The organism is Streptomyces sp. NPDC002698 (assembly GCF_042888945.1).
Classification (GTDB): domain Bacteria; phylum Actinomycetota; class Actinomycetes; order Streptomycetales; family Streptomycetaceae; genus Streptomyces.
The window spans coordinates 1-21,878 of the sequence record NZ_JBIAQM010000033.1 but is presented as its reverse complement, the minus strand read 5'-3'; the positions used below and the strand labels follow the sequence as shown (position 1 = coordinate 21,878).

Genomic DNA, 21,878 nt, shown 5'->3' with positions numbered 1-21,878 from the left:
GCCTTTCACTCGACGCGGTGAGATGGCGCGGCGCGTTGCCGAACAGTGGACAGTGATGTGGAGAAGCTGGAGATCGCTGGGGACAACTGACTCCAGCCTGTGGATCACCGGTGGACAACCTTGCGCGCAGCCTGTGGATCCTTTCTTTGTCCACAGGCTGTGGAGAGTCTTCGTCCACGAATCCACAGGCTGCTGAACTGGCCTGATGACCCTTCAACAGCGCTATCTGTGGAAACTATCTGGACAACTTCCCAGTCCCCAGGATGTGGACGGGAAAAAGTCACCACATCTGTGGAGAGTGGCCGTAACCCGGCTCGGATTCGAACAGCAGGTGTCGGATCGGTAGCGCCGACACCGATGCCTGAACCCTCGGAACAGGGCTCCGAAGGCCTCGGAACACGACTCCGGAGCCCTCGAGAAGCGTCTCCGGAGCCCTCGGGGAGCACCCTCGGAGTCCTCGGGGAGCGCCTTCGGACGTTGCCGGGCGTGTGGTCCTCGGCCCGGCCCCGGTCTCCCGGTGCCCGAACCCGGTCCGGGAACGGGTGGCCCGAAAGGTGGGCGGGAACGGCGAAGGGCGCCCGGGGACGATGTCCCCGGGCGCCCTTCGGGCATGGCCCGCGCCGGTCGGCGCCGGCCTCCGTCAGCCGTTCTTGATGCGGTTCGTGAGTTCGGTGACCTGGTTGTAGATGGAGCGGCGCTCGGCCATCAGCGCGCGGATCTTGCGGTCCGCGTGCATCACGGTCGTGTGGTCGCGGCCGCCGAACTGCGCGCCGATCTTCGGCAGTGACAGATCGGTGAGCTCACGGCACAGGTACATGGCGATCTGCCGTGCCGTCACCAGGACGCGGCTGCGCGAGGACCCGCACAGATCGTCCACCGTGAGGCCGAAGTAGTCGGCCGTGGCCGCCATGATCGCGGTCGCGGTGATCTCGGGGGCCGAGTCCTCGCCACCGGGGATCAGGTCCTTGAGGACGATCTCCGTCAGACCGAGGTCCACCGGCTGCCGGTTGAGCGACGCGAACGCCGTCACCCGGATCAGCGCGCCCTCCAGCTCGCGGATGTTGCGCGAGATCCGGGACGCGATGAACTCCAGCACCTCCGGCGGGGCGTTGAGCTGCTCCTGCACCGCCTTCTTGCGAAGGATGGCGATACGGGTCTCCAGCTCGGGCGGCTGGACGTCGGTGATCAGACCCCACTCGAAGCGGTTGCGCAGCCGGTCCTCCAGGGTGACCAGCTGCTTGGGCGGCCGGTCGCTGGAGAGCACGATCTGCTTGTTCGCGTTGTGGAGCGTGTTGAAGGTGTGGAAGAACTCCTCCTGCGTCGACTCCTTGTCCGCGAGGAACTGGATGTCGTCGACGAGCAGGATGTCCATCTCCCGGTACCGCTTGCGGAAGCTGTCGCCCTTGCCGTCGCGGATGGAGTTGATGAACTCGTTGGTGAACTCCTCCGAGCTCACGTACCGCACCCGGGTGCCCGGATAGAGGCTGCGCGCGTAGTGCCCGATCGCGTGCAGCAGGTGCGTCTTGCCGAGCCCCGACTCCCCGTAGATGAAGAGGGGGTTGTACGCCTTCGCCGGTGCCTCGGCGACGGCCACGGCGGCGGCGTGCGCGAAGCGGTTCGAGGCGCCGATCACGAACGTGTCGAAGAGGTACTTCGGGTTCAGCCGCGCGGTGGGTTCGCCCGGGCCGGGCGTCGGCGCGGGCTGCGCGGACTTCGACCCGGGGGCACCGCCCATGGACGGCAGCGAGGGGCCGCCCCTGCGTCCCTGACCGCTGTCGGAGGGGTCCGGCAGATCGCGGCGGTCGGAGCGCTGGTCGTAGTCCTGGCGCTGCTGCTCGTAGGGCGAGCGCTCCACCGACTGGGGCCGGTAGTCCTGCGGCGGCAAGGCGTAGGGGTCCCGCTCGGGGAAGCCGAGGCGCTGCTGCTGCCAGCCGTAGTCGTCCTGGGAGTGGCGCGGCCAGGCACCCGGCTCCGGGCGCTGGTAGTCCGGGTACGCGGGACGGGCGGTCGGCAGCTGGTCGCCCGGGGCACCGGGCAGCTGTTCGGCGCGGCCGCCGCGGTGGTCGTCGGCGCGGTGGCGGCCGTAGCCCTCGTATCCGTCGCGCCCGTCGCGTCCGTCGCGGCGGGAGTTGTACGGAGCGCGGTCGTCGCGACCCTGCGGCTCGTACGTGCCGCGGTCGTCACGGCCCTGGCCGGCGTCGTAGCCGCCGCGGTCCTCCCGTCCCTGGCCCTCGTACCCCCCGCGGTCGTCCCGGGTCTGTGTGCCGTCGTACGCGCCGCTGTCGTAGCCGCCGCGGTCGTCGCGGCCCTGTCCCTCGTAGGGGTCACGGCTCTGGACCGGTCCGGCGGGGAGCTCGGGCTCCTCGTAGCGGGGCGGCGCGGGTACGGAGGGTTCGCCCGCGGAGTCGTCGACGGTGATGGCGATGCGGATGGGGCGCCCGCACTCACGGCTCAGCGTCTCGCTCACGATCGGGGCGAGACGGCCTTCCAGTACGTTCTTGGCGAACTCGTTGGGGACGGCGAGCAGAGCGGTGTCCGCCACCAGGGCCAAGGGCTGGCACCGCTTGATCCAGTGCTCGTCCTTCACCTCGACACCCTGTCCGCGGCCCTCGCCCAGAAGTTGTTCCAGTACGCGTGGCCACACTGCGGCAAGATCGGCAGGTACGTCAGCCACGGGGCACGCTCTCTCACGGGTCCCACGAACGTGTGGTTCTGGGAACAGGTTTTTGGGAAGTCGGTCGCTTGGGGCGGGGGGAACAAAACCGCTGGGGCGGCGATGAAGTGAACGAAACGGAGTTCAGCCACGGTAGTCAGGGCGGCGGGTACGGTTCAAGTTGTTGTCCCCAGCCTGTGGATAGTGTCCCCCGTCGGCGGTTGGTTTGACCGGATGGCGTAGCCGCGCGTACCGTAACCAGGTCGAGTTGTCGATGGCTGCTGCCGCCTGCCTCCGATGGGCACAGATCGCGAAGCGTGATCGGGAAGCGGTGCACTCGGGCGTAATGCGAGTTTCCTCGTGGGCGCACGGTGACAGCCAGGGCGGCACCCCGCCACCACCGATTCTTTCTGGAGCCCCCTAGTGAGCAAGCGCACCTTCCAGCCGAACAACCGTCGTCGCGCCAAGACCCACGGCTTCCGCCTGCGGATGCGCACCCGTGCCGGCCGCGCGATTCTCGCGAACCGCCGTGGCAAGGGTCGCGCCAGCCTGTCCGCCTGATTACTTACAGGTCATGATCTCGTGCTGCCTACCGAGCATCGGCTGAGGCGGCGCGAAGACTTCGCGACCGCGGTACGCCGAGGACGCCGGGCCGGACGCCCGCTTCTCGTCGTCCATCTACGTAGCGGTGCAACGGACCCGCACGCGCCTGGGGAGAGCGCTCCCTCGACGCGTGCGGGTTTCGTCGTGAGCAAAGCCGTGGGCGGAGCCGTCGTACGCAACAAGGTGAAGCGCAGACTTCGCCATCTGATGCGCGACCGAGTCGCCCTGTTGCCCCCCGGTAGCCTGGTAGTCGTACGAGCGCTGCCCGGTGCGGGTGACGCCGACCATGAACAGCTGGCCCGAGACCTGGATGCCGCCCTGCGGCGGCTGCTGGGAGGGGGCGCGCGATGAAGTACCCACTGCTTGCTCTCATCAAGCTGTACCAGTGGACGATCAGCCCGTTGCTCGGGCCGGTCTGCAAGTACTACCCGTCGTGCTCCCGATACGGCTACACAGCCATCGACCGGCACGGTGCGATCAAGGGAACGGCACTCACCGCCTGGCGCATCCTCCGGTGCAATCCGTGGTCGCTGGGCGGTGTGGACCATGTTCCGCAACGCAAGCGACCGCGGTGGCACGAATTGCTGCGTAACGCCTGGCGTGCACGCAAGGGCGGGACCTCCGCCGAACCGGCCACCGGGGACACCACTGCCCCGAGCCCGGCCGCTGAGACCCCGTCCCATGCTCAAGGAGCTTGATTAGTGGACACGATTGCCGGCCTTTTCAGCTTCATCACGACACCCGTTTCCTGGGTCATCGTCCAGTTCCACGCCGTGTACGGGAAGATCTTCGGTCCCGACACGGGCTGGGCCTGGGGCTTGTCCATCGTTTCCCTGGTGATCCTGATCCGGATCTGCCTGATCCCGCTCTTTGTGAAGCAGATCAAGGCCACTCGGGCCATGCAGACCCTGCAGCCCGAGATGAAGAAGATCCAGGAGCGCTACAAGAACGACAAGCAGCGCCAGTCCGAAGAGATGATGAAGCTGTACAAGGAGACGGGTACCAACCCGCTCTCCTCGTGCCTTCCCATCCTGGCCCAGTCGCCGTTCTTCTTCGCGCTGTACCACGTGCTCAACGCCATCGCCACGGGCAAGACGATCGGCGTCATCAACGAGGATCTGCTCGCCAGCGCTCGTCAGGCGCACATCTTCGGTGCCCCGCTCGCGGCCAAGTTCACCGACAGCGCCGAGAAGGTCTCCCAGCTCGGGGCCACGCTTCTCGACGTCCGTGTCGTCACCGCGGTGATGATCGTGCTGATGTCGGCGTCGCAGTTCTACACCCAGCGTCAGCTCATGACGAAGAACGTCGACACCACGGTGAAGACGCCCTTCATGCAGCAGCAGAAGATGCTGATGTACGTCTTCCCGGTCATGTTCGCCGTCTTCGGCATCAACTTCCCGGTCGGTGTCCTCGTCTACTGGCTGACCACCAACGTGTGGACCATGGGCCAGCAGATGTACGTCATCCGCAACAACCCGACCCCGGGCTCGAAGGCTCAGGCCGCGTACCTGGAGCGCCTGCAGAAGCACGTCACGCAGCACGGCAAGACCCGCGGACGCGGCGAGAAGGCGATCGTCAAGGCCATCGTCGCCAAGGGCCGCGACCGCAACGAGTTCGAGCGCAAGTTCATCAACGGCCTGACCAAGGCGGGTCTCGTGGCGCAGCCCGACGGCCTCGTGGTGGCCGGCGAGAGCACGGCGGTCGTCGAGTCCGAGGACGGCACCACGACCACCGCGGCCGCCGTTCCCAAGCGTCAGCAGCCGAAGCGCCAGACCAAGGCACAGCGTCAGTCGGGTGCGGCGTCCAGCAGCGCGCCTGCGGACGACGCGGAGCCGAAGACGTCGCTGAGCAAGTCCGACGAGCCACAGGATGCCAAGCCCTCCTCCGCCGCCAAGCCGGCCTCTGGAAGCGGTAGCAAGCCCGGCACCGGTACCCGCAGCAAGGCCCAGTCCGGACAGCGCAAGGGCCCGCAGCGGCCCAAGTCCCCGTCCAAGAAGTAAGAAGGAGTCCATCCCGTGACGGAAGGCACCACCTCCGCCGCCGCTGAGGGCGACACCCTGACCCGCCTGGAGCAGGAGGGCGAGATCGCGGCGGACTACCTCGAGGGTCTGCTCGACATCGCCGATCTCGACGGCGACATCGACATGGACGTCGAGGCCGACCGCGCCGCTGTCTCGATCATCAGCGACTCGGGCGGCCGCGACCTGCAGAAGCTGGTCGGCCGCGACGGCGAGGTGCTGGAAGCGCTCCAGGAGCTCACGCGCCTGGCCGTGCACCGGGAGACCGGGGACCGCAGCCGGCTGATGCTGGACATCGGGGGATTCCGGGCCAAGAAGCGCGAGGAGCTCTCCGAGCTGGGCGCCAAGGCCGCCGCCGAGGTCAAGAGCTCCGGTGAGCCGGTCAGGATGGATCCGATGACGCCCTTCGAGCGCAAGGTCGTGCACGACGCGGTCAAGGCCGCCGGCCTGCGCAGCGAGTCCGAGGGCGAGGAGCCGCAGCGCTTCGTCGTCGTGCTCCCCGTCTGATCGGTACGTACGTTCCTTCGGCCCCGTCTGTTGCGCAGACGGGGCCGAATTTTGTCAGCCTGATAGTTCTGGTGATCAGCGCTCAGTGCGCTCAAGCGGTACGGAAGGACGGTCCCCCGTGACGGAGGCAGCGGAGCTTCCCCCCGCGCCCGAGCAGGCGCGCGAGGTATTCGGTGATCGCTTCGCGGACGCGGTCCGGTACGCGGAACTGCTGGCCGAGGCGGGAGTGCAGCGTGGGCTGATCGGCCCGCGGGAAGTGCCCCGGCTGTGGGAGCGGCACCTGCTGAACTGTGCGGTGCTCTCGGAGGTCGTGCCCGAGGGCGTGACCGTATGCGACGTCGGCTCCGGTGCGGGGCTGCCCGGCATCCCCTTGGCGCTCGTCCGTGAGGACATCAAGATCACGCTGCTTGAGCCCCTGCTGCGCCGGACCAATTTCCTCACCGAGGTCGTGGAACTGCTCGGGCTCGACCACGTGACCGTCGTACGCGGCCGTGCCGAGGAAGTCATGGGCAAGCTCCAGCCGGTTCACGTGGTGACCGCCAGGGCGGTCGCTCCGCTCGACCGGCTGGCGACGTGGGGTATTCCCCTGCTGCGCCCGTACGGCGAGATGCTGGCCCTCAAGGGCGACACGGCCGAGGAGGAGCTGAAAGCCTCTGCCACGGCGCTGAGCAAGCTCGGTGCCGTGGAGACCTCCATCCTTCATGTCGGTGAGGGCATCGTGGATCCGATGTCCACCGTGGTGCGGGTGGAGGTCGGCGAGAGCCCCGGCGGTGTGCGCTTCGCGGCGAAGCGGGCCAAGGCCGCCAGGACGGGCCGGACGCGCCGCCGGCGCTGATCCTGGTCGATGTGAGCATCGCTACTCCCGGCTCTCTCGCGAGAGGGCCGGGAGTTTTCCGTTCGGGGTCAGGAGTTGTTTCTCACTCCGATGAGATCGGTCTCGACGGAGAGGCCTGTTCGGCAAAAGCTGACAAACCTGCATGTATCGGAGTGTCGTCCCGCGATGGCCCGAGCGGCTCGGCATCGTGTTTCACGTGAAACGTCGCTCACTGTTGCACGGCATCATCAGTCGCGGCCGGGCTGCGGCCGAACCCCGCGATCGGAGGCCGCTCGGGTCACTGGGAGGGGGTGTGGAGTTGTCCACAGAGGTGGATTTCTCCACAGAACAACGGGCCTCGCTGGTTCACGACCCCAATGGCATGGGAGGCTCTGTTCATTGCGAGCCTGAAGTCGAGGAGAGTGAATCCTTGCGGTCCGACGCCAACATCGCGGGACCGATGACCGATCCGGTCCCCGGTCCCCGTACCGAGTCGATGGGGGAGGATGTTTCACGTGAAACACCGCCCCCGATGGACGACACTCCCATCGGTCGTGCTGCCCAACTGGCTGTGGAGGCGCTAGGTCGCGCCGGTGAGGGCCTGCCACGGCCCGAGCAGACCCGAGTCATGGTGGTCGCCAACCAGAAGGGCGGGGTGGGTAAGACCACGACCACGGTCAACCTTGCCGCTTCACTGGCCCTGCACGGCGCCCGGGTCCTGGTGATCGACCTCGACCCTCAGGGCAATGCCTCCACGGCGCTGGGGATCGACCACCACGCAGAGGTTCCATCGATCTACGACGTGCTGATCGACAGCAGGCCGCTCTCCGAGGTCGTTCAGCCGGTCCCTGATGTCGAGGGCCTCTTCTGCGCCCCCGCCACCATCGATCTCGCCGGTGCGGAGATCGAGCTGGTGTCGCTGGTGGCCCGTGAGAGCCGGCTGGAACGAGCGATCCTGGCGTACGAGCAGCCGCTGGACTACATCCTCATCGACTGCCCGCCGTCGCTCGGCCTGTTGACGGTCAACGCCCTGGTCGCCGGCGCGGAAGTGCTCATCCCCATCCAGTGCGAGTACTACGCGCTCGAAGGCCTGGGGCAACTCCTGCGCAACGTCGACCTGGTGCGCGGGCACCTCAATCCCGACCTGCACGTCTCGACGATTCTGCTCACCATGTACGACGGCCGGACCCGCCTCGCGTCCCAGGTCGCGGAGGAGGTGCGCAGTCACTTCGGCAAGGAGGTGCTGCGGACGAGCATTCCGCGCTCGGTGCGTATTTCGGAGGCCCCGAGTTACGGGCAGACGGTTCTGACCTACGATCCGGGTTCGAGCGGTGCTCTCTCGTATCTTGAGGCCGCGCGCGAAATCGCCCTGCGAGGAGTCGGAGTGGCGTACGACGCGCAACATGCCCATGTGGGCGGACAGAACGATCAGAACATGGTGGAGGGGATCCAGTGAGCGACCGACGACGGGGTCTGGGGCGGGGCCTGGGTGCGCTGATCCCTGCGGCTCCGACAGGTGAGCGGCCCGGTGTTTCGGCGAGTGGGGCACCCTCCTCGCCGACCGCCGGTCCCGTGCTCACGGCGGAGCGCGGGGTGGCTGCGGCGAAGGTGACCACGCTGCCGTCTGTTTCACATGAAACGGAGGAGGTGTCGTCGAACGGATCACTGGAGACGCTTCAGGCTCCCGTCGGCGCCCACTTCGCCGAGCTGCCCCTCGACACCATCACGCCGAATCCGCGCCAACCGCGTGAGATCTTCGACGAGGACGCTCTCGCCGAGCTGGTCACCTCCATCAAGGAGGTCGGACTCCTCCAGCCGGTCGTCGTGCGCCAGGTGGGTTCCGGGCGCTACGAGCTCATCATGGGAGAGCGCCGTTTCCGGGCTTGCCGTGAGGCGGGGCTCGAGGCCATTCCTGCGATCGTGCGAGCCACGGAGGACGAGAAGCTTCTCCTGGACGCGCTGCTGGAGAACCTCCACCGGGCTCAGCTGAACCCGCTGGAAGAGGCGGCGGCCTACGACCAGCTGCTCAAGGACTTCAACTGCACGCACGACCAGTTGGCGGACCGGATCGGACGGTCACGTCCTCAGGTCTCCAACACCCTGCGTCTGCTGAAGCTCTCCCCGTCGGTTCAGCGTCGTGTGGCTGCCGGAGTTCTCTCCGCGGGGCACGCGCGGGCACTCCTGGCCGTCGACGACTCGGAGGAGCAGGACCGCCTGGCTCACCGCATCGTCGCCGAGGGGCTCTCGGTGCGGGCCGTGGAGGAGATCGTGACCCTCATGGGGTCCCGCCCGCAGACGGCTCAGCGCTCCAAGGGGCCGCGAGCCGGCAGTCGGCTCTCTCCGGCGCTGAGCGATCTGGCCACCCGTCTCTCGGACCGCTTCGAGACCCGGGTGAAGGTCGACCTGGGGCAGAAGAAGGGCAAGATCACTGTCGAGTTCGCTTCGATGGAAGACCTTGAGCGCATCCTCGGTTCGCTCGCCCCGGGAGAGGGTCCGGTGCTTCAGAAGAGCCTTCTGGACGACGACTCCGACGACGCGGAAAGCTGAGACGGCTTTCTGGTGGCCCGATGTCCGATCAGGTTCACCGGAAGAGCGGGCCGTGTCCGGCGTGTGCCGGAATACGGCCCGCTCTTTGCTTTCTGGCGGTATCGATGGAATCGCATCGTGGATACGATGCGATGGGTATGGCGCATCCACCTGGCAGCACCTTCATCGGGGAGGCGGGGGTCATGCAGAGCGTGAGCCGTACCGGACTGGTGACCGCAGGTCTGGGTCTGGGAGCGGTCGGCGGGTTCGTCGGCAGCCTGCTCAGAGAGCGGAGCCATCTGACAGCCGCCCGTGACGCCGCGGGCGAAGGAAGCGAGGAACAGCCTTCATGGGGCGTCGGCTCGTACCGCTCACGCTGGACAACCTTCAGGACCTTCCCCAGCGCTGTCGGGCGTGCGTCTTCTGGGAACTGGATCCTGTCCGCGGTGAAGCCGCGGTAAAGGCGGGTACGAGCGCCCTGGAGAAGGAGGCGTGGATCTCCTCGGTTCTGCTGGACTGGGGATCCTGCGGTCGAGTCGCCTACGTGGACGATGTGCCGGTGGGCTATGTGCTCTACGCGCCGCCGGCTTACGTCCCCCGCTCCACGGCGTTTCCCACAAGCCCCGTGGCGCCGGACGCGGTTCAGCTCATGACCTCGTTCATCATGCCGGGTTATCAGGGACAAGGGTTGGGCCGGGTGCTGGTCCAGACGGTCGCCAAGGATCTGCTCCGTCGGGGATTCAAGGCGATCGAGGCCTTCGGGGATGCCCGGTGGAAGGAACCCGCCTGTGTGCTCCCCGCCGACCATCTCGTCGCGGTGGGCTTCAAGACCGTGCGCCCTCACCCCAGGCATCCCCGCCTGCGGCTGGAACTGCGTACGACGCTCTCCTGGAAGGAAGACGTGGAGCTGGCGCTGGACCGGCTTCTCGGCGCCGTGCAGAAGGAGCCTGCGCTCCGTCCTTTGTGATGGGCGGCCGCCTGCACCCTTCGTGTTCCGGGACCGACGCGTCCTTGCGTCGGCCCGGCATCCTCGGCTCAGCACCCGGCATCCCCCGGGAACACGAATGGGCCAGCCCGAGTGGGCTGGCCCATTCGTGTTTCACGTGAAACACACGGCGCGTGTACGGCACCGTCGCCGATTACTCGGAGATGAAGTCCTCCAGGTCGCGCACGATCGCGGCCTTCGGCTTCGCTCCGACGATGGTCTTGGCGACCTCGCCACCCTGGTAGACGTTCAGGGTCGGGATCGACATGACGCCGTACTTGGCGGCCGTCGCCGGGTTCTCGTCGATGTTGAGCTTGACGATCTCGATCTTGTCGCCGTGCTCGGCGGCGATGGCCTCGAGCGACGGGGCGATCTGGCGGCAGGGACCGCACCAGGCGGCCCAGAAGTCCACCAGGACGGGCTTGTCGCTCTTGAGGACATCCTGTTCGAAGGAGTCGTCGGTCACGTTCTTGAGGGTGCCGGCCACGGCGGGCTCCTTAACTTGTTGGTGCGGTGGGGAGAGCTGGGGTGATCAGACGGTGGCGGCCGCGGTCTCGCTGTCCGCAAGGGCCGCGAGGTAGCGCTCGGCGTCGAGGGCGGCGGAGCAGCCGGTACCGGCTGCGGTGATCGCCTGGCGGTAGGTGTGGTCGACGACGTCACCGGCGCCGAAGACCCCGGTCAGGTTGGTGCGGGTCGAAGGCGCGGCGACCTTCAGGTAGCCCTCGCCGTCCAGGTCGAGCTGGCCCTTGAAGAGCTCGGTGCGCGGGTCGTGACCGATCGCGATGAACAGACCGGTCACCGGGAGCTCCGAGGTCTCGCCGGTCTTGAGGTTGCGCAGCGTCAGACCGGCCAGCTTCGGGTCGCCCTTGATCTCGGCGACCTCGCTGTCCCAGATGAACTTGATCTTCGGGTCCGCGAAGGCACGCTCCTGCATCGCCTTGGAGGCACGGAGGCTGTCCCGGCGGTGAACGATGGTGACGGACTTGGCGAAGCGCGAGAGGAAGGTGGCCTCCTCCATCGCGGTGTCGCCACCGCCGATGACGGCGATGTCGTGGTCCTTGAAGAAGAAGCCGTCACAGGTCGCGCACCAGGAGACGCCACGCCCGGAGAGGGTGTCCTCGTTGGGGAGACCGAGCTTGCGGTGCTGCGAGCCCGTCGTGACGATCACGGCCTTGGCACGGTGCACCGTGCCGGCGGTGTCCGTGACCGTCTTGATCTCGCCCGACAGGTCGACGGCGACGACATCGTCCGGGACCAGCTCGGCGCCGAAGCGCTCGGCCTGGGCGCGCATGTTGTCCATGAGCTCGGGGCCCATGATGCCGTCCTGGAAGCCGGGGAAGTTCTCGACCTCGGTGGTGTTCATCAGCGCACCGCCCGCGGTGACGGCGCCTTCGAAGACCAGCGGCTTCAGCGACGCGCGCGCGGTGTAGAGCGCCGCCGTGTAGCCGGCGGGCCCAGACCCGATGATGATCACGTTACGGACGTCGCTCACGGCTTGATTCCTCGTCTCTGGAGACTGCTGCGTACCGGTGGGAGCATCTGTCAGTACTCTCACCCCACCCAACGGATCCTAAGGGGCTTCAATTCCCGCTGTGTCAGGGCACACGGAGACCGGGGGTCGGACGGAGATGCCAAGGGGTGTCGGGGCGACAGACCTCTGTGCTTCACCGCGGCAGGGCGTGCTGATGGGACGCTCGGGACAGTCGTGGCCGATGTCCCGGAGAGCCGGCAACGAGTGGGTCAGGAACGCGCGTACGACCGGGTCAGCAGGAGCTTGCCGGGCGACGGAGAGGACTGTTTCTCACAGGAGGCGTCGACGATGTAGGCCGTGACCTTCGAGGTGTCGGAGGCATCGGACACCACGAGGAGATAGACCTTCTTCTCCTGGAACGAGCCCTCCTCGGCGGCGAGGAGCACCCCGGGGTCTCCGGTCCCCTGCTCGACACACTGGGGAACCGCGGGTGTGGGGGTGATCAAGGTCTGCACGCCGCCCGAGTCGGTTCCGGTGCCCTGTGATTCGGCACCCCAGGGCTTGGCACTGGCCGAGCCGTCACCCGACTTCTTGTTCTTCGCGAGAAGGTCCGAGACCTCGCCCTTCAGGGTCTGCTCGGAGAAGGCGGTCCGTGACCCCGACTCGTGCTGGGTTGCCGTCTGGGAGGTCTTGCCGGAGCCGTCGCCGTCCAGGGACTGAATGAGGATCGCGCCGAGCCCCAGCGCCGCGGCCGCGAAAGCGGTGCCGAGGAGGGCGGTCCTGCGGCGGCCACGACGTGCTCGGTGGGAGCGACCGGGGCCGGTGACCCCACGGGGATGTCCTGAAGGGCTGGTGGCAGTCGACGTTTCACGTGAAACATGAGCACGGGTGGCTTCGGCGTCGGGCGCCTCATCGGGAGCCGTGGCGCTCAGCAGGGCTTCCGCGGCCAGGGCGGCATCGATGCGTTCGGCGACATCGTCGGGCATGCGCGAGGGGCCCGGCAGGGTGCCGAGAAGGCCGCGGATCTCCTCCAGGGAGTCGTACACGTCCGTGCAGAGCGCGCACCCGTCGAGGTGTTGTCGCACGTCCTCGGTACGGGCAGGCGGGAGCAGACCCTCGGTGAGGTCGGAGATTTCCGCGACGTCCGGGTGCTCGGCCTTGTCCGTCGTGGATGTCACGCCCGCCCACCTCCGCCCTTCACAGCAGCTGAATCGCTTGGCCCCGCGTCGTGGGGACCCGACGCGTGAGGTCCCGCTGCGGGTGGGACGGATGTCCTCTGCGTCCGGTTCCGTCCGCCGCCCGACTTCTTCGTCTCCTCGTCTCCCGGGTTCTCCTTGCGGAGATGGGCGAGAAGGGGAAGCAGTCTGGCTCTGCCGCGTGCACAGCGGCTCTTCACCGTGCCGGTCGGCACATCGAGGATGCGGGCCGCCTCCGCCACGGGGTAGGCCTGCATGTCCACCAGGACGAGAGCGGCGCGCTGGTCGGCGGGGAGCGTGCCCAGGGCGGCTATGAGCTCGCGGTGGAGGTCGTTGCGTTCGGCCGGAGCGGCGGCGGACTCGTGCGGTTCGAGAAGCTGCTCCAGGCGCTGGGTGTCATCGACGGGGGACGTCTTCCTGGAAGCGGCCTTGCGGGCTCGGTCCAGGCAGGCGTTCACCGTGATGCGGTGCAGCCAGGTCGTGACGGCCGACTGGCCCCGGAAGGTGTGGGCGGCCCGATAGGCCGAGACGAGCGCGTCCTGGACCGCGTCAGCGGCCTCCTCGCGGTCTCCCAGCGTCCGGAGGGCCACCGCCCACAAGCGGTCGCGGTGGCGCCGTACAAGCTCACCGAAGGCGTCTGGATCACCCTCGACGTGGCGGGCCAGGAGGTCCTGATCGCTTGCTTCGCCCTGTGCGGCTTCATCGGCCATCGGACCCCCCTCCCCTCCGTCGACAAGCGTCAGCCGGTGAACTTCACGTCCGTAATGGCCTGCTTGTAGCCGGCGCCGCTGTACTGGTCACCGGACGCGTACGGCATCGCCGTGATCCAGAGCAGTACGTACTGGGACGGTGTCTTCTTGGTGATCGTGATCTTCGCCGTGGTGCCGCTCGTCGTGATGGTCCCGATCTTCGTCATCGACTCCACCGGCGTCGAGGAACCCGTGGAGTCCGTCGCGTAGAGGGTGATCGTGGTGTGATCACCGGCGTAGCGGAGCCCTATCGAGGCCGCGGACACGGTCTTCTGCGAGCCGAGGTCGTAGACGATGCCGACGCCGGGCTTGAAGGACGGCTTCATTTCCGGGCCGTCCAGGAAGCTTCTGCTCCGCCAGTACGTGGTGCTGTCGCCGTCGTACGTGTTGCGTACGTCCTCGGGTGCCTGGGCGTCGCCCTTCGCGACGTACTCCTGCGCATTCCTGATCGCGATCGGCTTGGCCGGCTTGGGCTTGGTGCCGTCCTTCTCGTTGCCGTCCGTCGTCTGGGTCTGCTTGGTGTCGTCGGGCTTGCCGTGGTCCATCAGCGCGTCCGCGAGCTGCCAACTGCCCAGGCCCAGTGCGGCGATGAGGAGGGCCGACACGGCCCACTTCAGGGCCGTTCCGGTACGGCTCTGCAGCGGGGGCGGCGGAGTGGGCAAGGGCTGGGTGGCGCCCGGACGCGGCGACTGACGCCCGTACGTGCCCTGCTGGTACGTCGTGCGCTGGTACTCGGGCGGTGCGGTGAAAGCGGGCTCCGGCGGGCGGATGCGGGGCATCTCGCCGATCGCCTTCACGAGCTCCTCCGGCGTGGTGCACGGGGACTCGTGGCGGGAGGCGGTCGCACCGTCGTTGGCGAGCGCGCGCATGGCGAGCTCCGACAGGCCCCGGTGGACCCCGGCACGCACCTGGTCGGGTGCGATGAGACCGACACCCTTGGGCAGCCCTGACAGGCCGTAGGCATCGCTCTCGTACGGCCAGCGCTGGGTGAGGGCGGCGTACAGGAGTGCGCCGATCGCTTCCGTGTCGGTGCGCTGCGGGGTGTCCGAACTGATGCCGCGCAGTGCCGCGTTCACGGCGAGCCCGCGGATGCGCCACTGGCCGGTGGACGTGCGCAGCACGGCGCCCGGGGTCAGCTTGAGATGGGCGAGGCCCTCGCGGTGTGCGGCGGCCATGGCCCCCGAGACCTGACTGACCATCTGGTAGGCCTCGTGCACCTCGAGGGGTCCCGAGGCGAGGAGAGCCGTGAGTTCCGTGGCGTCCGGCAGCCACTCGTGCACCACGTAGACGAGATCGTTCTCCTCGACCGCGTCCAGGACCTGGACGAACCGGGGATCGCCCAGCAGGGCGGAGGAACGGGCCGCCGCCAGTACGGAGCGGGCACGCGGATGATCGGCGGGCAGCAGGTGCACCCCGACGGCGCGACGGAGCTTCTCGTCCATCGCGCGCCAACTGCTGAAACCGTCCAGTCGGGTGACGCACTCTTCGAGGCGGTAGCGCCTGGCGAGTTTGTGACCACTGTGCAGTTCGGGCGGTGAGGCCTTTCCGGGACCTTCGGTCCCGCCGCTCCCCTGTGCCTCTTCGCTGTCCGTTTCCCGCTCCCGGTTGAAGGCCACCCCGTCGGACGTGGTCTGGTCCGCCTTGGCGGTCAGCGGTTCGTCACCGCTGTTGTCTGCCACGTCGACGGCAGCCGTGCTCCGTTCCGCCACCGTCGTCCCTGCCTCCCCATCCATTGCGTGCTGTCCGACGCAGAAACCAATTGTGCCCACAGTCCGGCGCTATGCACGACACACGGCGACGGACGATGGTTGTGCGCGTACCCCCGCCTCAGCGCCCCAGGCGCCCGCGGACCATTCCGACCATTGAGTTGAGTTCTTCGATGCGCATCTTGCGCGCCGCGACGTAGAAGACACCGAGCAGGGCGACCGATCCGAAGACGAGCGCCGCGATCGAACCGAACACGCCGTACCCGAGGACTCGGGTGATCGCGAAGCCTACGGTGCCGCCCACCACGGCGCCAGGGACGGAGGCCAGGCACAGACGGGCGTACGTGCGCAGCACGCGGGCACCGTCCAGGTCGCCGCCCAGCCGCCTGCGCAGTCGCTGCCAGGCCACACCGACGCCCACCGCGTACGCCAGTCCGTAGGCGCCGGCCATGCCGACGACCGCCCACTGCGCGGGCAGGACCATGTAACAGACGGCCGAGGCGGCCGCGTTGACGGCGGCCACGATGACCGTGTTGTAGAACGGCGTGCGGGTGTCCTCGTAGGCGTAGAAGCCGCGCAGGATCACGTACTGCACCGAGAACGGGATCAGGCCGAGGGCGAAGGCCATGAGGACGTAGCCCTGGGACTGGGCGGACTCCAGGCCGCTGGAGCCGAAGAGCAGGGTGCACATGGGGATGCCCAGGGCGACGAACATGAAGGCCACCGGGACGATCGCGACGGCCGAGGTCCGCAGACCCTGCGAGATGTCGTCACGGACGGCTCCCGGGTCTCCGTCGTGGGCCGCTCGTGAGATCCGCGGAAGCATGGCCGCCATGACGGAGACCGTGATGATCGCCTGCGGCATGCCCCAGATGAGCTGGGCGTTCGCGTAGGCCATGATGCCCGCGCCGCTCTTGCCCGAGGCCTTGCCCGCCGCCGTGGCCAGCTGCGTGACGACGAGGACGCCGGCCTGGTTGGCGAGAACGAAGAGCACGGTCCACTTGGCGAGCTTGATGGCCTTGCCGAGGCCGTGGCCCCGCCAGTCGAAGCGCGGACGGAACCGGAAGCCGGCCTCGCGCAGATACGGAACCATCGCCGTGGCCTGGACGACCAGGCCGAGCAGGGTGCCGATGCCCAGCAGGCGGATGCCGTCCGGCGGGATGTTGGTCACCGACATCCCGGAGTGCCGGGCGGTGCCGTAGACCCAGAGGAACATGCCGAACGTGAAGATCATGACGATGTTGTTCAGGACCGGGGTCCACATCATCGCGCCGAACTTCCCGCGGGCGTTGAGGATCTGGCCCATGACCACGTGCACACCCATGAAGAAGATCGTGGGCAGGCAGTAGCGGGCGAACGTGACGGCCACGTTGTTGGCCGCGGGGTCGCTCGCGATGGGCGACGACATCAGCTTGACCAGCAGCGGCGCGATGAAGACCGCGGCCGTGACGATCACACCGAGGGCGACCATGACGAGGGTCAGCAGGCGGTTGGCGTACGCCTCGCCCCCGTCGTCGTCCTCCTTCATGGAGCGCACCAGCTGGGGTACGAAGACCGAGTTGAGGCCGCCGCCGACGGTGAGGATGTAGATCATCGTCGGCAGGGTGTAGGCGACCGTCCAGGCGTCACCGAGTGTCGCCGCGCCCAGAGCGGCGGTGATGATCATGGTTCGTACGAAGCCGGTGAGACGGGACACCAGCGTGCCCGCCGCCATCACCGCGCTCGACTTCAGCAGACCGGAGGCACGGCCGCCGGACTTCGCCGGAGCGGCCGCGGGCGGCTGAGCGGCGGCCGGAGCCGGCTCGGGAGCCGGTGCCGGGACCGCGGGGGAAGCGGAGGGGGCGTAGCCAGGACGGACGCCACCCCGCTGCTGATCGCGGAAGAGATGAGCGAAGGCGTCGGGCTCAGGCTGTTCCTCGCCGGCCTGGGTGACCAGATCGTCCACGCCCACGTACTGGGTGGTCCGGGCGTCGTCGCCGTAGGGCAGGTGACGCGTCGGCCCGGACGGCTCCGGGGGAGGCGTCTGGGCCCACAGCCGCGGGTCGGGCGCGTACTGCGACGCGGGCGGCTGAGCGTACAGCGGCTGCTGGGGGGCGTACGTTCCGGGCGCCGGCGGAGGGTGCGCGGCACGGTCGTACAGCGCCTCCGACACCGGGTCCTGGGCCGAGAGGTCCTGAGCCCGGTACGGATCCTGGTCGTAGGCGTCCTGGAGGTACATGTCGGCGGGAGAACCCTGGGGCATCTGAGTGTTCTCAGGCGTGCCCTCGGGGTGGCCGGAGCGGTCCGCGGCCCGGTCCGGGTAGTCCTCGGGGTAGCCCGAGGATCCCGCGCCCTGGCCGCGGTCACCGTCGTACGGCGCGTTCATGGTTACCCCACCTCATCGTCCCCGGGCCCACCGGCCACGACATCGCTCAACGGTCCACTCTCTCACCCGTGCCGGACGGGTCGGCGCTTTCCGGTGCGGTGTCCGGTGTCGGGTCACTCGGCTGCTCCGGGGCGTCTGCCCCGGACTCCGGGCCGGAAGCCCGTTCGGGACCGGCCTCGGAGTCTTCGGTGGAGTCAGTGTCCACGGTGCCCTCGGCGAGCTCGCTGTCGCCCCCCGCTTCAGGACCGTTCGCCGTGTCCTCCTCGGCCTTCCGGGCCGCCGCGCGCTTACGCTGCGTGTACATCCGGAAACCGGCGAGCACGAGAAGCAGGACGCCGCCGCCGATGACGAGCATCACCGTGGAGGTGATCTCGGTGACCTTCACCTCGAAGGGAACCGGGTCTCCGTACGGCTGCCCGTCCTCCGTGTAGAGCTGGGCGACGACCTGCACCGGGCCGTTGGCCTTGGTGGACGTCGTGAACTTGACCGACTGGCTGTGCTCGCCCGCGACCTGGATCGGCTGCTCGTCGTACGGGTCATCGCCGATCTCGAGGCGGGTGGGCTGCTGCGAGGTGAGACGCAGCATCAGATGGCCGACACCCTGCACGAGGTTGTTCTGGACGGTCACGGGGATCGTGGCGCTGCGCCCGGACAGCTTCGCGTCCGACTTCTGGATGAGATGCACCAGGCCCATGAGCCCGTCGAGGTAGGTCTCCACACCCCGCCGGAAGGCCGCCGCCTCCGTGGTCCGACCGCGCCAGGACGCCGACATCCCCCGCTCTATGGCCCGTCCGAACGGCGTGACCACACGGGACTCGTCGGTCAGGATCATCCGGAACTTGTCGAGCTTGGCCTGGGTCGCCTGGATCCTCTCGAACGCCGAGCGCGGCAGCTCCCGCTTGCGCAGAGCCGACGGGTACGAGGACGCGGAGGGCACCTTCGTGGTGGCGCCGGGGTCCGGCTTGGCCTTGGCGGCCTCGGTCAGCCCCTGGGACTGTGACCAGTTTCCCTGCTGGAGCGCCCGCAGTGCCTCGGCCATGGACTGCGCCTGGCTCGCCGTGGGCATGCGCTGCGGAGCGACGACGATGCTGCGCTCGTTCTTCGGCTCCTGAAGGTTGATCATCAGGCTCTGCGCGAGGAACTTCTGGACGGCGAGCGTCGAGGCGTCCGCCTTCAGCATGTCGCCCTGGAACGCGGTCGACAGCCGCTCGTCCGCGACCACCGCCGTGGTTCCGCCGCCGATGGGGCGGGCGGCGCTGGGCGTGTAGGACAGGCCGCCGGTCTCGCGCAGGCTGTCGCTGCGGGCGATCACCTTGTCCGCGCCGGCCGACGTGGCCACCTTGATGATCGACGGGTCCACCGCACCGTCGGCCGGCCAGGCGAACTCCGTGCTCGGCTTCACGTGGACGATCGTCTCCACCGTGTCGGCCGCCACATCGGTGGCGTCCTTGAGGTGGCTCAGGGAACCGGTGACGTCCTTGCCGCGGTGGGCCAGCGACGCGAGGTCGGGGTCGGCGAAGGGCAGGGCCACGATGCTCCGGCCCTGGACCGCCTTCTCCAGCTTGTCGAGCCAGGCGTTGGCCACCGCCTGGTTCCGCCCGGCGATGGTCGTGCCGTTCTCCTGCTGGATCCGGTAACCGCCCCTCATCGCGTCGACGGAGGCCAGCAGGTCCGGGTCGAGGACCCAGGTGACATCGAGCTCGCTGCCCAGCGACAGGAGCTGGTCCAGGCGGCCGCCCGGGGAGATCTCCTTGGCCAGGTCGTCGTTCTTGAAGACGGGCGTCTGCTGGGCGTCCGAACCCGTCTCCGCCGTGAGGTGGACGGTGGAGACGAGCGGCCAGAGGTACGTCGTCCTCGTCTTCGTGTCCGCCGCCTCGGGCTGCCAGGGCAGGAACGTCCGCTCGATACCGAGGACCTGGTCCCACGGCTGAGCGGTGGTCCGGCCCGTGAGCGACACACCGAGCTGGTAGACGCCCTCGGAGCCGAGATCGAGATCCTTGACCGGGACCGAGATGCTGAAGTGCTGCGAGCTGCCCGCGGCGAGCTTGGTGACGTTGGCGACGTACTTGCCCCCGACCTCCGGCGTGTCGAGGCCCGGCTGGAAGCTGGTGCGCTTCGCGGCCGTGTCGATGGCGGAGCGGGTGTTCAGGGACGGTCCCACCCGGATGCCCACGTGGGCGTCGGTGACCGTCTGCTTGCCCGTGTTGGTGACCGAGCCCGAGACCGTGACCGTGTCACCCTCGGTGGGAGCACTGGGGGCCAGCGAGTCGAGGCTGACGTCCACGGGGCCGGACGATCCCGAGGCGGTGGCCACGGACCCTGTGGCAGCGGCGGCGGAAGCCTTCTCCGCGGCCTGGGAGGGCGTGCTCAAGGGCAGCTGGAGCAGCCCGGCCAGCAGCGGCGCCCCGGCCAGCAGTGCACCGCTGCGCCGGAGCCACCGGCGGGCAGGTGAGGGACTCGTCCCTTGGAAGTCTGCCGCCTCGGCCACGCGCTCGCCCGTCCCTCGTCGTCGTCAGTGGTCGTCGGAATGTGCGTCCACGCATGGTAACGAGGTGCGCTGAGCGTAAGTGCCGCGGAGTGGTCCACAAGATCAGGGATGAGCGCCGACTGCCCTGTATGTACGCGTATTCTGCCCGCGAAAAAATGTGGGGCACAGGTGTGGGATTTATCCAGGCGCTTCCCGGCGCCTCGGCCACGTACCCTTTTCTGTTGTGCCGAACGCCAACGAAGACAATTCCAGTGCCCTGAGCCAGGTGCAGCGCCGCGCGGTGAGTGAACTGCTGCGGGTGTCCCCTGTCGCCGACGAGCTCGCCCGCCGTTTCCAGGAGGCCGGGTTCTCGCTCGCCCTGGTCGGCGGCTCGGTCCGGGACGCGCTCCTCGGCCGGCTCGGCAATGACCTGGACTTCACGACGGACGCCCGGCCCGAGGACGTACTGAAGATCGTCCGGCCCTGGGCGGACGCCCTGTGGGAGGTCGGGATCGCCTTCGGCACGGTGGGTGCGCAGAAGGACGCCCGCGTGGACGATGCGGAGCAGTCGTTCCAGATCGAGATCACGACGTACCGCTCCGAGGCGTACGACCGGACCTCGCGCAAGCCGGAGGTCTCCTACGGCGACTCCATCGAGGAAGACCTCGTGCGTCGCGACTTCACGGTGAACGCGATGGCGGTCGCGCTGCCGGAGAAGGAGTTCATCGACCCGTACGGCGGTCTGGACGACCTCGCGGCTCGTGTTCTGCGTACCCCGGGCACCCCGGAAGCGTCCTTCTCCGACGACCCGCTGCGGATGATGCGCGCCGCGCGGTTCGCCGCGCAGCTCGACTTCGAGGTGGCGCCCGAGGTGGTCGCCGCCATGACGGACATGGCCGGGCGTATCGAGATCGTCTCCGCGGAGCGGGTACGGGAGGAACTGAACAAGCTGATCCAGTCCGCCCACCCGCGCAAGGGCCTGACGCTGCTCGTGGACACCGGGCTCGCCGGGCACGTGCTTCCCGAGCTTCCCGCCCTGCGGCTGGAGAGGGACGAGCATCACCGGCACAAGGACGTCTACGAGCACACGCTGATCGTTCTGGAACAGGCGATGGCGCTGGAGGAGAGCGGGCCCGATCTGACGCTCAGGCTCGCAGCCCTGCTCCACGACATCGGCAAGCCGCGGACGCGCCGCTTCGAGCAGGACGGTCGGGTCTCCTTCCACCATCACGAGATGGTGGGCGCCAAGATGACCAAGAAGCGGATGACGGCGCTCAAATACTCGAACGACCTCGTCAAGGACGTCTCACGCCTGGTCGAACTGCATCTGCGCTTCCACGGGTACGGCACCGGCGAGTGGACGGACTCCGCCGTCCGCCGCTATGTGCGTGACGCGGGCCCGCTCCTCGACCGCCTCCACAAGCTGACCCGTTCCGACTGCACCACGCGCAACAAGCGCAAGGCGACCGCTCTCTCCCGTGCCTACGACGGGCTGGAGGAGCGCATCGCCCAGCTCAAGGAGCAGGAAGAGCTCGACGCGATCCGGCCCGACCTCGACGGCAACGAGATCATGGGGGTCCTGGGAATCGGACCCGGCCCCGCGATCGGCCAGGCCTACAAGTTCCTGCTGGAGCTGCGGCTGGAGAACGGGCCGATGGAGCATGACGCCGCGGTGGCAGCGCTCAAGGAATGGTGGGCCGAGCAGGGCTGAGAGGTGGGGGGGGGGGGGGGGGGGGGGGGGGGGGGGGTGTTGGGGGGGGGGGGGGGGGGGGGGGGGGGGGGGGGGGGGGGGGCCGCCGCCCCCCCCCCCCCAGGCGG

At 68.5% G+C, this 21,878-nt stretch carries 18 protein-coding genes; 10 read left to right on the top strand and 8 right to left on the bottom strand.

The genetic code is table 11. The features are described from left to right. Nucleotides 1-640: 640 nt before the first annotated feature. The gene (gene dnaA, locus ACFYW9_RS32290) at nucleotides 641-2,674 is read right to left on the bottom strand and encodes a chromosomal replication initiator protein DnaA (protein ID WP_389157898.1); all 2,034 of its coding nucleotides are present in this window, start codon (nucleotides 2,672-2,674) and stop codon (nucleotides 641-643) included. A gap of 402 nt (nucleotides 2,675-3,076) precedes the next feature. On the opposite strand from dnaA, the gene rpmH reads away from it, so the two are divergent. The 9 genes from rpmH (at nucleotide 3,077) to ACFYW9_RS32245 (ending at nucleotide 10,088) form a co-directional block, all read left to right on the top strand. Next, the gene (gene rpmH, locus ACFYW9_RS32285) at nucleotides 3,077-3,214 is read left to right on the top strand and encodes a 50S ribosomal protein L34 (protein WP_006381191.1); all 138 of its coding nucleotides are present in this window, start codon (nucleotides 3,077-3,079) and stop codon (nucleotides 3,212-3,214) included. A 21-nt stretch (nucleotides 3,215-3,235) separates the two neighbouring features. Next, on the top strand, nucleotides 3,236-3,607 hold the full coding sequence (rnpA, locus tag ACFYW9_RS32280) for a ribonuclease P protein component (RefSeq protein ID WP_389157895.1): 372 nt from the start codon (nucleotides 3,236-3,238) through the stop codon (nucleotides 3,605-3,607). Beyond that, on the top strand, nucleotides 3,604-3,954 hold the full coding sequence (gene yidD / locus ACFYW9_RS32275) for a membrane protein insertion efficiency factor YidD (RefSeq protein WP_326786749.1): 351 nt from the start codon (nucleotides 3,604-3,606) through the stop codon (nucleotides 3,952-3,954). The genes rnpA and yidD overlap by 4 nt, the downstream gene beginning before the upstream one ends. A 3-nt stretch (nucleotides 3,955-3,957) precedes the next feature. Beyond that, nucleotides 3,958-5,256 (top strand): membrane protein insertase YidC, encoded by a 1,299-nt coding sequence (gene yidC / locus ACFYW9_RS32270; protein WP_389157891.1) that lies wholly within the window; start codon nucleotides 3,958-3,960, stop codon nucleotides 5,254-5,256. A gap of 15 nt (nucleotides 5,257-5,271) precedes the next feature. Then, nucleotides 5,272-5,781, top strand: coding sequence for a protein jag (locus tag ACFYW9_RS32265; protein WP_389157888.1), 510 nt, complete (start codon nucleotides 5,272-5,274; stop codon nucleotides 5,779-5,781). A 118-nt stretch (nucleotides 5,782-5,899) separates the two neighbouring features. Further along, nucleotides 5,900-6,616 (top strand): 16S rRNA (guanine(527)-N(7))-methyltransferase RsmG, encoded by a 717-nt coding sequence (rsmG, locus tag ACFYW9_RS32260; protein ID WP_351869328.1) that lies wholly within the window; start codon nucleotides 5,900-5,902, stop codon nucleotides 6,614-6,616. Nucleotides 6,617-6,977: 361 nt separating this feature from the next. Further along, nucleotides 6,978-8,051 (top strand): ParA family protein, encoded by a 1,074-nt coding sequence (locus ACFYW9_RS32255; protein ID WP_328674590.1) that lies wholly within the window; start codon nucleotides 6,978-6,980, stop codon nucleotides 8,049-8,051. Next, nucleotides 8,048-9,142: a ParB/RepB/Spo0J family partition protein gene (locus tag ACFYW9_RS32250; protein WP_389157884.1), complete on the top strand. Its 1,095-nt coding sequence runs from the start codon at nucleotides 8,048-8,050 to the stop codon at nucleotides 9,140-9,142. The genes ACFYW9_RS32255 and ACFYW9_RS32250 overlap by 4 nt, the downstream gene beginning before the upstream one ends. A gap of 328 nt (nucleotides 9,143-9,470) precedes the next feature. After that, nucleotides 9,471-10,088: a GNAT family N-acetyltransferase gene (locus ACFYW9_RS32245; protein ID WP_328450488.1), complete on the top strand. Its 618-nt coding sequence runs from the start codon at nucleotides 9,471-9,473 to the stop codon at nucleotides 10,086-10,088. 172 nt (nucleotides 10,089-10,260) lie between these two features. Here ACFYW9_RS32245 and trxA read toward each other — a convergent pair whose 3' ends face one another. From trxA to ACFYW9_RS32210, 7 genes are all read right to left on the bottom strand, one after another. After that, entirely contained in the window at nucleotides 10,261-10,593 is a 333-nt protein-coding gene (gene trxA / locus ACFYW9_RS32240; RefSeq protein ID WP_351869333.1) for a thioredoxin, read from the bottom strand. Nucleotides 10,594-10,638: 45 nt separating this feature from the next. After that, entirely contained in the window at nucleotides 10,639-11,598 is a 960-nt protein-coding gene (trxB, locus tag ACFYW9_RS32235; RefSeq protein ID WP_389157880.1) for a thioredoxin-disulfide reductase, read from the bottom strand. 248 nt (nucleotides 11,599-11,846) lie between these two features. Beyond that, nucleotides 11,847-12,755, bottom strand: a complete 909-nt coding sequence (locus ACFYW9_RS32230; protein WP_389157877.1) for an anti-sigma factor family protein — start codon at nucleotides 12,753-12,755, stop codon at nucleotides 11,847-11,849. Continuing rightward, a complete protein-coding gene (sigM, locus tag ACFYW9_RS32225) occupies nucleotides 12,752-13,483 on the bottom strand; it encodes an RNA polymerase sigma factor SigM (protein WP_389157874.1) in 732 nt (243 codons plus the stop codon). The genes ACFYW9_RS32230 and sigM overlap by 4 nt, the downstream gene beginning before the upstream one ends. A 29-nt stretch (nucleotides 13,484-13,512) precedes the next feature. Next, nucleotides 13,513-15,231 carry a protein kinase family protein gene (locus ACFYW9_RS32220; protein WP_389157871.1) on the bottom strand — a complete coding sequence of 573 codons (1,719 nt, stop codon included), beginning with the start codon at nucleotides 15,229-15,231 and terminating at the stop codon, nucleotides 13,513-13,515. Nucleotides 15,232-15,349: 118 nt separating this feature from the next. Then, nucleotides 15,350-17,593, bottom strand: a complete 2,244-nt coding sequence (murJ, locus tag ACFYW9_RS32215) for a murein biosynthesis integral membrane protein MurJ (RefSeq protein WP_389157868.1) — start codon at nucleotides 17,591-17,593, stop codon at nucleotides 15,350-15,352. A 46-nt stretch (nucleotides 17,594-17,639) separates the two neighbouring features. After that, nucleotides 17,640-20,081, bottom strand: a complete 2,442-nt coding sequence (locus ACFYW9_RS32210) for a DUF6049 family protein (protein WP_389157865.1) — start codon at nucleotides 20,079-20,081, stop codon at nucleotides 17,640-17,642. Nucleotides 20,082-20,304: 223 nt separating this feature from the next. Between ACFYW9_RS32210 and ACFYW9_RS32205 the strand changes: the two genes are divergently transcribed. Continuing rightward, nucleotides 20,305-21,771, top strand: coding sequence for a CCA tRNA nucleotidyltransferase (locus ACFYW9_RS32205; protein ID WP_389157862.1), 1,467 nt, complete (start codon nucleotides 20,305-20,307; stop codon nucleotides 21,769-21,771). The last annotated feature ends 107 nt before the right edge of the window (nucleotides 21,772-21,878 follow it).